The following is a 14175-nucleotide window of genomic DNA, read 5'->3' as shown; positions in this document are numbered from 1 at the left end:
ACCGGAGCGCTAGCTTCGGTGGAGGCGCTGGTGGGATACCGCCCTGACTGTATTGAAATTCTAACCTACGGGTCTTATCGACCCGGGAGACAGTGTCAGGTGGGCAGTTTGACTGGGGCGGTCGCCTCCTAAAGTGTAACGGAGGCGCCCAAAGGTTCCCTCAGAATGGTTGGAAATCATTCGTAGAGTGCAAAGGCATAAGGGAGCTTGACTGCGAGACCTACAAGTCGAGCAGGGACGAAAGTCGGGCTTAGTGATCCGGTGGTTCCGCATGGAAGGGCCATCGCTCAACGGATAAAAGCTACCCCGGGGATAACAGGCTTATCTCCCCCAAGAGTCCACATCGACGGGGAGGTTTGGCACCTCGATGTCGGCTCATCGCATCCTGGGGCTGTAGTCGGTCCCAAGGGTTGGGCTGTTCGCCCATTAAAGCGGTACGCGAGCTGGGTTCAGAACGTCGTGAGACAGTTCGGTCCCTATCCGTCGTGGGCGTAGGAAATTTGAGAGGAGCTGTCCTTAGTACGAGAGGACCGGGATGGACGCACCGCTGGTGTACCAGTTGTTCTGCCAAGGGCATAGCTGGGTAGCTATGTGCGGAAGGGATAAGTGCTGAAAGCATCTAAGCATGAAGCCCCCCTCAAGATGAGATTTCCCATAGCGTAAGCTAGTAAGATCCCTGAAAGATGATCAGGTTGATAGGTTCGAGGTGGAAGCATGGTGACATGTGGAGCTGACGAATACTAATAGATCGAGGACTTAACCATATAATATGAAGCAATGTTATCTAGTTTTGAAAGAATATAAAAAACTTGTTGACTTTCGAAAGTAAATGAGTTACAATAATTCTTGTCTTAAATGAATACAGTCTGGTAATGATGGCAGAGAGGTCACACCCGTTCCCATACCGAACACGGAAGTTAAGCTCTCTAGCGCCGATGGTAGTTGGGACCTTGTCCCTGTGAGAGTAGGACGTTGCCAGGCAAATGGAGGATTAGCTCAGCTGGGAGAGCACCTGCCTTACAAGCAGGGGGTCGGCGGTTCGATCCCGTCATCCTCCACCATTTAGCCGACTTAGCTCAATTGGTAGAGCAACTGACTTGTAATCAGTAGGTTGGGGGTTCAAGTCCTCTAGTCGGCACCAGAAATCATGGCGGTTGTGGCGAAGTGGTTAACGCACCGGATTGTGGCTCCGGCATTCGTGGGTTCGATTCCCATCAGTCGCCCCATTTTTCTTAAATAAATTAATATGCGGGTGTGGCGGAATTGGCAGACGCACCAGACTTAGGATCTGGCGCCTTTGGCGTGGGGGTTCGACTCCCTTCACCCGCACTTTTAATTAAATAACTCATACATGTCTTGCGGAAGTAGTTCAGTGGTAGAATACAACCTTGCCAAGGTTGGGGTCGCGGGTTCGAATCCCGTCTTCCGCTCCAATTTTCAATATGACATGCCGGGGTGGCGGAACAGGCAGACGCACAGGACTTAAAATCCTGCGGTGGGTGACCACCGTGCGGGTTCGACCCCCGCCCTCGGCACCATATGCGCCCGTAGCTCAATTGGATAGAGCGTTTGACTACGGATCAAGAGGTTAGGGGTTCGACTCCTCTCGGGCGCGCTTTTATTAACGGGAAGTGGCTCAGCTTGGTAGAGCACCTGGTTTGGGACCAGGGGGTCGCAGGTTCAAATCCTGTCTTCCCGATATTCCTAAAAAACATGGGGCCTTAGCTCAGCTGGGAGAGCGCCTGCCTTGCACGCAGGAGGTCAGCGGTTCGATCCCGCTAGGCTCCACTTATATTAATATCATTTATGGCGGTGTAGCTCAGCTGGCTAGAGCGTACGGTTCATACCCGTGAGGTCGGGGGTTCGATCCCCTCCGCCGCTACCATAAAGGACCTTTAGCTCAGCTGGTTAGAGCAGACGGCTCATAACCGTCCGGTCGTAGGTTCGAGTCCTACAAGGTCCACCATTAGACGTATATATCTCGGAGGTATACCCAAGTTCGGCTGAAGGGATCGGTCTTGAAAACCGACAGGCGGCGAGAGTCGCGCGGGGGTTCGAATCCCTCTACCTCCTCCATTTTTTCTAAAGTAAATATTTTATCATCGCGGGGTGGAGCAGCACGGTAGCTCGTCGGGCTCATAACCCGAAGGTCGCAGGTTCAAATCCTGTCCCCGCAACCAAATGGTCCCGTGGTGTAGTGGTTAACATGCCTGCCTGTCACGCAGGAGATCGCCGGTTCGACCCCGGTCGGGACCGCCATTTTTACATAAAGGCTCGGTAGCTCAGTCGGTAGAGCAGAGGACTGAAAATCCTCGTGTCGGCGGTTCGATTCCGTCCCGAGCCACCATTTTGAAGTTGCAAGCCGACTTAGCTCAATTGGTAGAGCAACTGACTTGTAATCAGTAGGTTGGGGGTTCAAGTCCTCTAGTCGGCACCACTTTCAAAATGAGCCATTAGCTCAGTTGGTAGAGCATCTGACTTTTAATCAGAGGGTCGAAGGTTCGAGTCCTTCATGGCTCACCATTTACAATTTAATGCGGGTGTAGTTTAGTGGTAAAACAAGAGCCTTCCAAGCTCTGGTCGAGAGTTCGATTCTCTTCACCCGCTTTTCAATTATGGGCCTATAGCTCAGCTGGTTAGAGCGCACGCCTGATAAGCGTGAGGTCGATGGTTCGAGTCCATTTAGGCCCACCATAATTGTTCCGCAGTAGCTCAGTGGTAGAGCTATCGGCTGTTAACCGATCGGTCGTAGGTTCGAGTCCTACCTGCGGAGCCATATTTATAGAGAAGTACCCAAGTGGCTCAAGGGGCTCCCCTGCTAAGGGAGTAGATCGCGAACGCGGTGCGAGGGTTCGAATCCCTTCTTCTCTGCCAGAACTGGCCCGTTGGTCAAGTGGTTAAGACACCGCCCTTTCACGGCGGTAACACGGGTTCGAATCCCGTACGGGTCATACTAAAAGAGATAGCATAATCTGCTATCTCTTTTTTGTTGTATAAAAATGGACTTTGGATAGTCTGCTTTTTTATGCAATAGAAGAAATATGAAGTATTCGCTGTTGCAGTTGGGGACATAGAGAGCCGTAAATACAATCATGTTAATTATTTGGACCTGTATGAATATGAAGGAATTAACTTCAACTTGAACTTTTACCCCAGCTGTATGGCTGTAGCCTCCTACACTTGGAGAAACCGATGAAAATGCATCTGGGAGCTACTGTGGAAAATAAATAATATATAGAAGAAGCTGCTTTCTCTCAATAGCTGTGATCTACTGAAGACAGCTTTTTTATGTTGTCAGTATTGTCGGTAAGTCGATATATTGCAAAAATCGCTGGTATAATTTCACTTACCGACAAAAACCACAAGAAAATCCCTTTCACAATCTAAAGAAAACGCCTCCATTGAAATGGATTCCACACCTATTCCAATAACTTTACACTCTATGTGAAAAAGTTCACAAATAGGTCATAATTTGTGAAGTAATTCACAATAATACGTGCTACAATATGAATGTAAAGAAGTTAAACAACATTAAATTAGTATTTTAATTAATTACTTAAACAATCATAAAAAAATATATGTGAACAATAGAGAGGGGAAATTACCATGAAAAAAGGTATCAATCGTGTAGTATTAGTAGGAACAGGAGCTGTAGGTTGTAGTTACGCTTACTCAATGATCAACCAAGGTGTAGCTGAAGAATTCGTATTAGTAGATGTTAATGAAGCAAAAGCAGAAGGGGAAGCAATGGACTTAAGCCATGCGGTACCATTCTCTCCATCACCAACAAAAGTTTGGAGCGGTAGCTATGCAGATTGTAAAGATGCAGATTTAGTAGTTATCACTGCTGGATTACCACAAAAGCCAGGTGAAACTCGTTTAGACTTAGTTGAGAAAAATACAAAGATCTTTAAACAAATCGTTCGCGGTATTATGGATAGCGGATTCGATGGAATCTTCTTAATCGCAACTAACCCAGTTGACATTTTAACTTACGTAACTTGGAAAGAATCTGGTTTACCAAAAGAGCGCGTAATTGGTTCTGGTACTACTTTAGACTCTGCTCGTTTCCGTTACATGTTAGGTGACTACTTAGATGTAGATCCACGTAACGTTCATGCTTACATCGTTGGTGAACACGGTGATACTGAACTTCCAGTATGGAGCCACGCTACTATCGGTGTACAAAAACTAGAAACAATCTTAGCTAACAACGAACAGTACAAACAAGAAGACTTAGATAAAATCTTCGAAAATGTACGTGATGCAGCTTACCATATCATCGAGCGTAAAGGTGCAACTTACTACGGAATCGGTATGTCACTACTTCGTGTAACTAAAGCAATCTTAAACAACGAGAACAGCGTATTAACTGTATCTGCATACCTTGAAGGCCAATACGGTGAGAAAGATGCTTACGTAGGTGTTCCAGCTGTAATTAACCGCGAAGGTGTACGTGAAATCGTAGAGCTTGAGTTAAATGAAGAAGAAAAAGCGAAGTTCGCTCATTCTGTAAAAGTATTAAAAGAAACAATGGCACCAGTACTATAATAATTGCTAAATCATTCAGGGGCGGGACACTGCTTCCTACCTCTGAATTCATATAATTTAATATAAATTCCTTTTCCGGTTTCCCTTGTATATCCCCAATATACCCCTTTTGCTGGATCAGGGTCGTTTATAGAAAAGAGCACCCTACTTTAAGTAGAGTGCTCTTTATTATTATTTTTTAGGCGTTAATCCTAATTTCTTTAAAATATCTGCCAGTGTACCGCTTTTTGATTTTTCAACAGGTGTTTGTGATTTAGATGCATCTGGACCTTTTTTCAAGAAGTTCTTTTCAACGAAGCGAATATCTTTTTCGTCGACAATACCATCTTTGTTAAGGTCGCCGTCTTTCACAGATAGTCCTTTTTTACTATAGTTGCTAGCGATAATTTCAGCATCTTTTATATCAATTACTTTATCGCCATTTACATCACCTGCAAGGTTTTCATCAAGGCGTGCATAATAATATTGGCCAAGTAGCTTGCCGTCTTTTTCAGTACCTAGTTTCGTAGTTAGGCGGCTTATTAAATGCCCTGGTACTTCTACATATAAGTTGTAGTCGCGTTTATTAACAGGAAGTCCATTTAATTTGAAGTATCCGTATTTATCTAGTGAGCCTTCAAACTTATGACGGTAAGAATCAGTCGCATATACTTTTACGTCAAGCTTTGTATAATCGAACTTTTCATCTAAATATCCGCGTTCATTTAAGAATGCACCAGGTTTAATATTTCCTTCTACTAATGAGTTTAAGGACATAACTGAGAATGTTTGATCTTGAAGTACACGCATTCTATTTGGTTCTGATTCACCTTGTTTCCAGTAAACAAAAATTGGTGATTCTAATTGAGCGTTTGCTTCATAAAACTCATCATTTTCTACTTTGAAAGTTACATCAATGAACGGGAAATCACCATCTAATCCAGCAAAATTTTTATCATCGATAGCTCCGCCAACTGTAACAGAGCCTGCCTCTAGTTTCGGTTCATTTACTTTTGCGGTTACCCCTTTTTGGGAAAGTAGCTTTTCAAAAGCAGGATTAAATTTCGCATTTGCAAATTTGAAGTTCTTCTCTAGGAAGTTTACATTAAATTGCCCAGCAACAAATTGTTTTACGTGTTTCGCGTTTAGTGTTACTGTGAACTCGTCATTTTTATATAATTCTTTTTTATCGTAACTAGTTTTTGCATATTGAGCACCTTGCGGGATAAACCAGTAGTTATTTACACCGTTTGGATAGTCAGGACCTGCAGTTGCATAATCGAAAATATATACGCCTGTGTTCATTGGACCTTCCGTTCTGAAGGAGTCAGGTGTAATGCCAACTTTAAAGTCGCCATTTGCATTAATCGGTAAAAACTTATGCAAGTATGGAGAATAGTCATAGTACATAACGCCATTCGCTTCTTGCGTAATGTTTAATCCTTTTCCTTTTAAGTAATCAACGTTTGAATCGTATACATTTCCTTTAATCCATAGTGCTTTTTTGCCATCTTCTACTGTATAATTTTCTTCATTTAACTCGTAAATACCAGGTTTTAATCCAGTTAATTTCACTTCTGGTGGTGTATTATCAATTACAACATAATCACCTTTTACAAGTGCTTTCCCAGCCTTATCATAACCGACAAACTCAATTGTGTAGTCTCCTTCTGGTAAGTTAATTTTCTCATCACCGATTGGTTTTGCAGGATCATTTGTAAAAGGATACACTTTTCCATTAAAGAATGAATCTAAGTAGTAATACAAATCAGTTTTTAGGCCACTCGTGTTTAATGTTCCAATGAAGCCAAGAGCTTTATTTGTTTTGGAATCTTTTACGATAAGATCTAACGTTTCAAGTTCGCTGTTTAATTGGAATGCTCCGTGAACATACGATTCACCGTATGGATTGAATTTAGATGTATCAGTTGAAATTGCTTTTCTTGATAGTATTGCATTTTCAATACCAGGCTCTGATACACGAATAGAGAACGGGATTTGATATGTTTCTTCTTTATTTTTTGTGTTCGTAATATGAATGTACCCTTCATATCGGCCTTGTTTCACACCGGCTGGAACATTAATTTTTGCTTCAATTTCACCTGTTTTGCCAGCATCAAGAGTAATTGTTTCTGGAGCAGAGATTTTTACACCGTTTGCGACAGCATCGTTAATAGTAGACGATGCTGGTGTATAAGAAATTTCTGTTTTAAATTCTTTTTTCTCTTGTTTATTATGATTAGTTACTTTTATATTTCGTTTTTGTTCAAGAGCTTCACCGTCTTTTTGATAAAACTTACCGAATGCAATAGATCCAGTTTCTTCGGGTACTTCAATTACTTCATCATTTACAACAGTTTGTGTCGTATCTAATACTTTAAAGCTTGTTTCTGTACGAACGGCGTTGTAAGCATCTACTCGCCCAGCTCCAACTTCATATACGGAATATTTTTCTTTTAAATCATTAGCTGTGTTCATAAGAGACGCTTTTACATCGAACGGAGAGTAGTCTGGGTGTTCTTGTAAAATTAGAGCAGCAACGCCAGCGATATGAGGGGAAGCCATAGATGTTCCTTGCATACGCTCATAGGAAACAGCGTAGTTTTCACCCTCTTGCGGGTCGTTAATATATTCAGGAACTGTTGAAAGGATAGCGACACCAGGCGCTGTAATATCAGGCTTAATATCATCATTTGCTGTAACAGGACCGCGTGAGCTAAAGTCTGCAAGATGATCGCCTTCTGTTTGAATGTAATTAATTTCATCGAGAGTTAAGGAGGTGCTACCTTGTTCGATTTGAGCTTTTAGTTTTTCACCGTCTTCTTTCGTTAGGCGGAATGCTGGAATGTATTTTGTACTTTCGCCAACGTAGAAAGGAATTTCTCCATCCACATTGTTATAAATAATAACGGCTTTTGCACCTGCTTGTTTTGCATTAGCAATTTTTTCATCAAATGACAGTGTACCGCGTGCAACGAGAGCGATTTTTCCTTTTACATCTTTTTTACTAAACTCGTCAGGCGTACCAATTCCTACAGATTCAATAGGTAAAGTTTGTCCCTTGAAATCTTCTATTTTATCAGTGAAGTTTTTGCCGAATAGAATTAGGTTAGGAAATTGTAATTGTCCAGCATGACCTGATAGTTTCGGTAAGGAAATAGAGCTATCACTTGCTCCAACCGTAATTGCAAATGGCGAAGCACCTGGTGATCCGAGTGTTGATGGATTTGGTCCAGAGTTACCAGCAGCAACGACTGTAACAACGCCTGAAAGCATTGCATTATTAACAGCGATAGATGTTGGATCGAGTGGATTGTTGCTATCATCACCTAACGATAAGTTAATAACATTCATACCGTCAGAAATAGATTTATCAATTGCAGCGATAATACCTGAACTATCTCCACTTCCGTATGGGCCGAGTACACGATAGTTATACAGTTCAATGCCAGGTGCAACACCTTTTACTGCTGAATCAGATTGGTTCTTCTTTTGTGCAGAAACGATACCTGCTACGTGAGTGCCGTGGGCTGTGTAGAAGGAAGAACCACGGCTATCAAATTCAGGAGCACCAGATTGTTGCCATTCTGAATAAGTAGTTTCCATTGGATCTGCATCGTTATTAATAAAGTCCCAACCCTTTACTGAGTTTGGGTCTACTTTGCTAGAGTCCTCACCAGGTTTCGCGCGATAGCCTTTATATACGTCTTTTAAGTCAGGATGATTGTAATCAATACCTGTATCTAATACACCAACTTTAATTCCTTTTCCGGTAATGCCCTCACTATGTAACTTATCTACTCCAATTTGCGGGATGCTATCTGTTAGTTTTTGAGGTGCTTTTTGCTCAGCTTGTTTTGGTAAATTTAATTTCACTTCGTAATCTTTCCAAATGCGTTTTACAACGCCAATCCGTAACAATTCTTCTACTGTATTTGCTGGTAATGTCATCGCAACACCATTTATCGCATGCTTATAAGAACGTTTAATTTGTACAGACTGGAAGTTTCCTGATTTTACTGATGGGCTGAATTGATAAAGACGTTTTAGTCCTTTTTCGAATTCTTCATGTTCTTGATCAATACGTGCTTTTATATTTTCAGGAGCAGACTGTAATCCTTTTTCTTTTTGTTTTAATTCATTAATCTTTACTGGAGCAGTTTGAAATTCTACGATGATATTTACAGGCTCAGAACTACTCGTATTAATATCTGGTGAAATTGTAAAACCAGGGTTGGCATCTACCGTTTGTAATGCCAGGCGTTGTTCTTTAGAAAGCTTAGATAATATAGAATGAGCATTTGAAGATTCAATTTGGTTAATAGGATTTTCAGCAAGTACATTGAACGGAATAGCAGTTGAAAACAAAACGCCAGCTGTTACAATTCCGGTAACAAAACGATTTTTCTTTTTCATTTATAGGCCTCCGGTAATTTATATTTTTAAAAATTATTTCTCCACGCCAGCTGTTTGCTCAGCATGGAATGTCCAGTTTAGCTGCAGGGAATCACCTTGAAATTTATTTTGATCTCGGTCGTTATCTTCAAATGAGAAGAGGACGTGTAAGTAATCTGTTTCACCAGATTTAATACCATCTATTAAGTTATGACGTTCTAGAGACGTAGCGACATCTTCAGGTTTCATAGTTTTTAATTGTGATAGTTTTGTTTCCCACACAATCTCATGATCATCGTTTGGATTAGATGGCTGTCCATCATTTACTAGAAACTTGACGATAATGTGATCACCTAAATCTTCACCGTCATTATTTTGCTTTGCATCTGTAACTTCATATGATGTTTCAAGTGCTACTTTTGCGATATCCAATGTACCTTTATTTTCAAGCTTGAAGTTCCTTTCAATAAAATCACCTGGTTTTAAATCTTTCACATTAACGATTACACTTGGATTAATAGAAAGATCTAGTGTTCCAGCTTGAAATGAGTTACTTGATGTTTCTGAATCACTGAAATAGGCGAATACACCGCCGAATGTAAGGGATAAGCCAAGTGAAGCGGTGATAATTCCCATTCCTACTTTTTGTTTTAATGACATAAGAAAGCCTCCTAGTTAAATTTGTATAGCAACCGTTCGCAACAAGGATAAATAAGTAAACATAGTAGTCCGCTATGAATTATAGTTACGAAAGATCAGAGTTCTTTATTGAGAACAAGTATATGCTTATGAATTTCGCGTTTCAATAAAAATATGACAAAAAATGTTGAGAAACATTTTTTATTACAGATTATTTTGTTTTGATTTTGAGTGGAAAATAGCATGAAAAATAGTATAAACCTAATAAAATAAAGGTTGAGAAAAAAATAATAGGAGGAAATATAGAAGTAGAATGAAGCGTTTACAATGAATATTCGTCAAAATTCGATATTTTACACGGAAATGTGAAGAAAAACTAACATTTTTAAGAAAAAAACGAATGTTTTTTATAAATTAACAAGGATATTGCAGTTTTTCGCAGAAATAGTTAAAGTATAAAAAATTCTGTCATCTAAGTGAGGTGAGCATATTGAATGTAATAAATTGTGAAGAAGTGAAACGAGATGAGTTTCATACAGAAAAGTACTATGAAAGTTATAACATCTTTGGCGCGCATGTTGTGACGGAAGATGAGATTCAAGGGGTACGATTTACAGTGTGGGCTCCTCATGCGAAAGCAATGAGTGTTGTTGGGGATTTTAATGAGTGGGATTATGAGCAACATAAGATGCTACAAGTGACAGAAGAAGGCATTTGGTCCTTATTTATACCGCATATTGAAGAAGGAGAAATATATAAATATGCGATTGAAACGTTGGCTGGTGACGTCATTTTAAAGGCAGATCCGTATGCTGTATATGCAGAAGTAAGACCGAATACGGCATCTGTAGTTTTTGATATAAAAGGATATGAATGGAATGATAAAAACTGGAATCGTAAGAAAAAGAAAAAATCGATTTATAAAGAAGCGATGACAGTTTATGAATTGCATTTTGGTTCTTGGAAAAAGAAAGAAGATGGAACACTGTATTCTTACAGGGAAATGGTAGAAGAACTCATTCCATATGTGGTGGAACATCAATTTACACATATTGAAATTATGCCGCTTGTTGAGCATCCATATGATCGTTCTTGGGGATATCAAGGAACGGGATATTATGCAGCGACGAGTAGATTTGGTACGCCGCATGATTTAATGCATTTTGTCGACGAATGTCATAAATATGGAATCGGTGTCATTTTAGATTGGGTGCCGGGGCATTTTTGTAAAGATGCTCACGGTTTATATTTGTTTGATGGTACACCGACCTATGAATATAAAGATAAAGATGTACAAGAAAATCCAGTATGGGGAACTGTCAATTTTGATTTAGGAAAGAGAGAGGTACGTAATTTCTTAATTTCAAATGCGTTATTTTGGATGAGATATTTCCATATTGATGGTTTCAGAGTTGATGCAGTTGCGAACATGTTGTACTGGAATAAAGAAGGACAAGAGCAAAGTAATGAGCATGCTGTTTCATTTTTAAGGGAGTTAAATGAAGCGGTGTTTGCAGAGGATGAAGATTTTCTTATGACGGCAGAAGATTCAACAGCTTGGCCACTTGTAACAACTCCAACGTATGAAGGTGGGCTTGGATTCAATTACAAATGGAACATGGGCTGGATGAATGACGTGCTGAAATATATGGAGTGTGCGCCTGAATATAGGAAACACATTCATGAGAAAATGACGTTTTCTTTACTATATGCGTACTCTGAAAACTTCATATTACCGCTTTCTCATGATGAAGTCGTTCATGGGAAAAAGTCGTTATTAAATAAAATGCCAGGTGATTACTGGGATAAGTTTGCTCAACTTCGTTTATTATATGGATATTTCTTTACTCACCCAGGAAAGAAGTTACTTTTCATGGGAGGAGAATTCGGACAGTTTGATGAGTGGAAAGACCTTGAAGATTTAGATTGGAATTTACATGATTTTGAAATGCATCGTTATATGCATGATTACTTTAATGAGCTCATAGCATTGTATAAGCGCTCAAAACCACTTTGGCAGCTTGACCATTCACCTGAAGGTTTTCAGTGGATTGATGCTAATAATAATGAGCAAAGTATTTTCTCTTTTATCCGCCAAGGGGATAAACAAGAAGATGCGTTAGTTGTCGTATGTAATTTTACGAAAGCTACATATGAAAACTATAAAGTAGGTGTACCAGATTTCGAGTATTATAACGAGATTTTAAACAGTGATGCACAGCAATATGGCGGTTCGGGGCAAGTGAATAAGAAACGTCTTAAGACAATTCTAGAACCGTACCATAATCAAGCAGCACATGTAGAGATTACAATTCCACCATTTGGCGTATCCATATTACGACCAGTGAAGACGAGAAAGGGGAGCAAAAAACAAGATGGCTCAAAAACAAAAGTGCGTAGCAATGTTACTAGCAGGGGGAAAAGGTAGTCGATTAAGTGCATTAACAAAAAATTTAGCCAAGCCAGCTGTTCCATTTGGTGGTAAATATCGCATTATTGATTTTACGCTAAGTAACTGCGCAAATTCTGGTATTGAAACGGTTGGGATTTTAACGCAATATCAACCACTAGAACTTCATAATTATATCGGAATCGGCAATGCATGGGATTTAGACCGAGTAAGCGGTGGAGTCACAGTATTACCTCCTTATGCGGAGTCTTCAGGTGTGAAGTGGTACACAGGTACGGCAAGTGCCATTTATCAAAACTTAAACTATTTAAGTCAATATGAACCAGAGTATGTTCTTATTTTATCAGGCGACCATATTTATAAAATGGATTACAGTAAGATGCTAGATTACCATATTGAGAAAGAATCGGACGTATCCATTTCTGTTATTGAAGTACCTTGGGATGAAGCGAGTCGCTTTGGCATTATGAATACAAATGAAGAAATGGAGATTGTTGAGTTTGAAGAGAAACCACAATTTCCAAGAAGTAATCTTGCATCAATGGGAATCTATATTTTTAATTGGTCAATTTTGAAAGAGTATTTAGAGATGGATGCAAGAAACCCTGAATCTAGTAACGATTTCGGAAAAGACGTACTTCCGCTTTTATTGGATGAAGGGAAGAAGTTAATGGCGTATCCGTTTGAAGGATATTGGAAAGATGTTGGAACGGTGAAGAGCTTATGGGAAGCGAATATGGATTTGCTTCGCGATGAAACATCACTGAATTTAAACGATCGTAATTGGCGTATTTACTCTGTCAATCCAAACGAACCGCCTCAATATATTGCTGAAAAGGCGAAAGTAGAAGAATCGCTTATTAACGAAGGATGCGTCATTGAAGGGGACGTGAAGCATTCTGTGTTATTCCAAGGAGTGACGGTGGAAGAAGGAAGTATGGTGATTGATTCTGTTGTTATGCCAGGGGCTAAGATTGGTAAAAATGTTGTGATTGAAAGAGCGATTGTTGGATCAGAAATGGTTATCGAAGATGGAACAATCATTCGTCCAGAAAAGAATGTTGACGATGTAGTATTAATTGCTGAAGGGAAATAGAAAAGGGGGATGAAATGAATGGGAGAAAAAATGTTAGGAATTATTAATGCAACGGGAAGTTTTCCTTCCTTAAAGAAAGTAACAGGGCATCGTTCACTAGCGGCGTTACCGTTTGGGGGCCGTTATCGACTCATTGATTTCATGCTTTCAAATATGGTGAATTCTAGTATTCATAGTGTGGCAGTTTTTACAAGCCATAAAAATCGTTCGTTAATGGACCATGTTGGTTCAGGAAAACAGTGGGATTTAGATAGAAAACGAGACGGACTATTTTTATTCCCGCCAAACTGCCAATGTGACCAAGATGAATTTGGGTCTTTTGCACACTTTAGAAGACATATTGATTATTTTCTAAGAAGCAGAGAAGAGTACGTTGTTATTACGAATAGCCATCTCGTAACAGCATTAAATTTTCAAGCGGTGTTAGAGCGACATATACATACGGCAGCTGATATTACAGAAGTTTGCCATGAAGGGGTTTCGCTTCAAACATACGTGTTAAAGAAACAATTATTGTTAGACTTATTTGAGTCATATAAAGGTGTGGAACAATACAGTTTATTTGATGTAGTGAGAGAAAAGCGCGGGAAATCATTACATATTGCTACATATGAACATACTGGATATGTAGCAATTATTGACTCGATTGAAAGTTACTATAAACATAGCTTAGAAATTTTGCAACCTGCTATTTGGAAGCAATTATTTAAGAAAGAAGCACCGATCTTTACGAAAGTAAAAGATGAGCCACCAACTCGTTATTTAAAGGGTGCAGTCGTGAAAAATACAATGATTGCAAATGGCAGTATTATTGAAGGGGAAGTCGAAAACAGTGTTGTTTCCCGTTCGGTTAAAATTGGAAAAGGTTCAATTATTCGTAACAGTATTATTATGCAAAAGAGCCAAATTGGAGATAACTGTATAATAGACGGTGTTATTATTGATAAAGACGTGAAAATTGGCGACGGTGTCGTATTAAAAGGAAGCGCCGATGAGCCGTATGTTGTAGAAAAAGGAAGCGTACAAAACAGTACGATTAATAGTTATTCCTAAAGAATCAGTGGGGGCTTTTTCCTCCACTGATTAAAGTTTTAATTTAAATGAA

The 14175-nt window shown here is 39.8% G+C and carries 6 protein-coding genes, 22 tRNA genes and 2 rRNA genes (1 of these 30 running past the window's edge); 28 read left to right on the top strand and 2 right to left on the bottom strand.

The annotated features are described in order from the left end of the window. From GD442_RS24035 to GD442_RS23915, 25 genes are all read left to right on the top strand, one after another. Positions 1–764 (top strand): 23S ribosomal RNA (locus tag GD442_RS24035); it begins 2158 nt to the left of the window's first position. Positions 765–865: 101 nt separating this feature from the next. Further along, positions 866–981, top strand: a 5S ribosomal RNA gene (gene rrf, locus GD442_RS24030). A gap of 4 nt (positions 982–985) precedes the next feature. Further along, positions 986–1061 (top strand) — tRNA-Val (locus tag GD442_RS24025). Between the two features lie 4 nt (positions 1062–1065). Continuing rightward, positions 1066–1141, top strand: a tRNA-Thr gene (locus GD442_RS24020). Positions 1142–1150: 9 nt separating this feature from the next. Beyond that, positions 1151–1226 (top strand) — tRNA-His (locus tag GD442_RS24015). 22 nt (positions 1227–1248) lie between these two features. Further along, positions 1249–1329 (top strand) — tRNA-Leu (locus tag GD442_RS24010). Positions 1330–1358: 29 nt separating this feature from the next. Beyond that, positions 1359–1433 (top strand) — tRNA-Gly (locus tag GD442_RS24005). A 16-nt stretch (positions 1434–1449) separates the two neighbouring features. Next, positions 1450–1538 (top strand) — tRNA-Leu (locus GD442_RS24000). A 3-nt stretch (positions 1539–1541) separates the two neighbouring features. After that, positions 1542–1615 (top strand) — tRNA-Arg (locus tag GD442_RS23995). A gap of 10 nt (positions 1616–1625) precedes the next feature. Beyond that, positions 1626–1699: transfer RNA gene (locus tag GD442_RS23990), tRNA-Pro, on the top strand. 16 nt (positions 1700–1715) lie between these two features. After that, positions 1716–1788 (top strand) — tRNA-Ala (locus GD442_RS23985). A 20-nt stretch (positions 1789–1808) separates the two neighbouring features. Beyond that, positions 1809–1885 (top strand) — tRNA-Met (locus GD442_RS23980). Between the two features lie 4 nt (positions 1886–1889). Next, a tRNA-Ile gene (locus GD442_RS23975) sits at positions 1890–1966 on the top strand. Between the two features lie 17 nt (positions 1967–1983). Beyond that, a tRNA-Ser gene (locus tag GD442_RS23970) sits at positions 1984–2076 on the top strand. Between the two features lie 27 nt (positions 2077–2103). Then, a tRNA-Met gene (locus GD442_RS23965) sits at positions 2104–2180 on the top strand. Between the two features lie 3 nt (positions 2181–2183). Further along, positions 2184–2259 (top strand) — tRNA-Asp (locus tag GD442_RS23960). Between the two features lie 12 nt (positions 2260–2271). Beyond that, a tRNA-Phe gene (locus tag GD442_RS23955) sits at positions 2272–2347 on the top strand. A gap of 14 nt (positions 2348–2361) precedes the next feature. Next, positions 2362–2437 (top strand) — tRNA-Thr (locus tag GD442_RS23950). Positions 2438–2447: 10 nt separating this feature from the next. Further along, positions 2448–2523, top strand: a tRNA-Lys gene (locus tag GD442_RS23945). Positions 2524–2536: 13 nt separating this feature from the next. Continuing rightward, positions 2537–2607 (top strand) — tRNA-Gly (locus GD442_RS23940). A 10-nt stretch (positions 2608–2617) separates the two neighbouring features. Next, positions 2618–2694, top strand: a tRNA-Ile gene (locus GD442_RS23935). Between the two features lie 7 nt (positions 2695–2701). Further along, positions 2702–2776: transfer RNA gene (locus GD442_RS23930), tRNA-Asn, on the top strand. A 7-nt stretch (positions 2777–2783) separates the two neighbouring features. Further along, positions 2784–2874, top strand: a tRNA-Ser gene (locus tag GD442_RS23925). A 5-nt stretch (positions 2875–2879) separates the two neighbouring features. Further along, positions 2880–2951, top strand: a tRNA-Glu gene (locus GD442_RS23920). Between the two features lie 655 nt (positions 2952–3606). Further along, positions 3607–4551 (top strand): L-lactate dehydrogenase, encoded by a 945-nt coding sequence (locus tag GD442_RS23915; protein WP_000715339.1) that lies wholly within the window; start codon positions 3607–3609, stop codon positions 4549–4551. Between the two features lie 171 nt (positions 4552–4722). Here the strand turns inward: GD442_RS23915 and GD442_RS23910 are convergent, their stop codons facing one another. Then, positions 4723–8946, bottom strand: coding sequence for a S8 family serine peptidase (locus GD442_RS23910; RefSeq protein WP_159365216.1), 4224 nt, complete (start codon positions 8944–8946; stop codon positions 4723–4725). 33 nt (positions 8947–8979) lie between these two features. Then, positions 8980–9585, bottom strand: coding sequence for a CalY family protein (locus GD442_RS23905; protein WP_000053927.1), 606 nt, complete (start codon positions 9583–9585; stop codon positions 8980–8982). Positions 9586–10054: 469 nt separating this feature from the next. Between GD442_RS23905 and glgB the strand changes: the two genes are divergently transcribed. The 3 genes from glgB to glgD are packed head-to-tail and all read left to right on the top strand — an operon-like array spanning position 10055 to position 14123. Continuing rightward, positions 10055–11992: a 1,4-alpha-glucan branching protein GlgB gene (gene glgB / locus GD442_RS23900; protein ID WP_063548917.1), complete on the top strand. Its 1938-nt coding sequence runs from the start codon at positions 10055–10057 to the stop codon at positions 11990–11992. Beyond that, positions 11940–13070, top strand: coding sequence for a glucose-1-phosphate adenylyltransferase (glgC, locus tag GD442_RS23895; protein ID WP_000057619.1), 1131 nt, complete (start codon positions 11940–11942; stop codon positions 13068–13070). Before glgB ends, glgC begins: the two co-directional genes overlap by 53 nt. A gap of 18 nt (positions 13071–13088) precedes the next feature. Continuing rightward, the gene (glgD, locus tag GD442_RS23890; protein ID WP_000504168.1) at positions 13089–14123 is read left to right on the top strand and encodes a glucose-1-phosphate adenylyltransferase subunit GlgD; all 1035 of its coding nucleotides are present in this window, start codon (positions 13089–13091) and stop codon (positions 14121–14123) included. Positions 14124–14175: the final 52 nt, after the last annotated feature.

Origin of the sequence: Bacillus sp. A260, from assembly GCF_009861435.1 — a bacterium.
Classification (GTDB): domain Bacteria; phylum Bacillota; class Bacilli; order Bacillales; family Bacillaceae_G; genus Bacillus_A; species Bacillus_A cereus.
Note: the sequence above shows the minus strand (reverse complement) of the source record. Positions and strands in the feature narration are given on the sequence as shown.

Excerpts from the sequence above, each read along its gene's own strand:
- GD442_RS23915 (WP_000715339.1), top strand. The coding sequence starts at position 3,607 with ATGAAAAAAGGTATCAATCGTGTAGTATTAGTAGGAACAGGAGCTGTA.
- glgD (WP_000504168.1), top strand. The coding sequence starts at position 13,089 with ATGGGAGAAAAAATGTTAGGAATTATTAATGCAACGGGAAGTTTTCCT.
- glgC (WP_000057619.1), top strand. The coding sequence starts at position 11,940 with ATGGCTCAAAAACAAAAGTGCGTAGCAATGTTACTAGCAGGGGGAAAA.
- GD442_RS23905 (WP_000053927.1), bottom strand. The coding sequence starts at position 9,585 with ATGTCATTAAAACAAAAAGTAGGAATGGGAATTATCACCGCTTCACTT.
- GD442_RS23910 (WP_159365216.1), bottom strand. The coding sequence starts at position 8,946 with ATGAAAAAGAAAAATCGTTTTGTTACCGGAATTGTAACAGCTGGCGTT.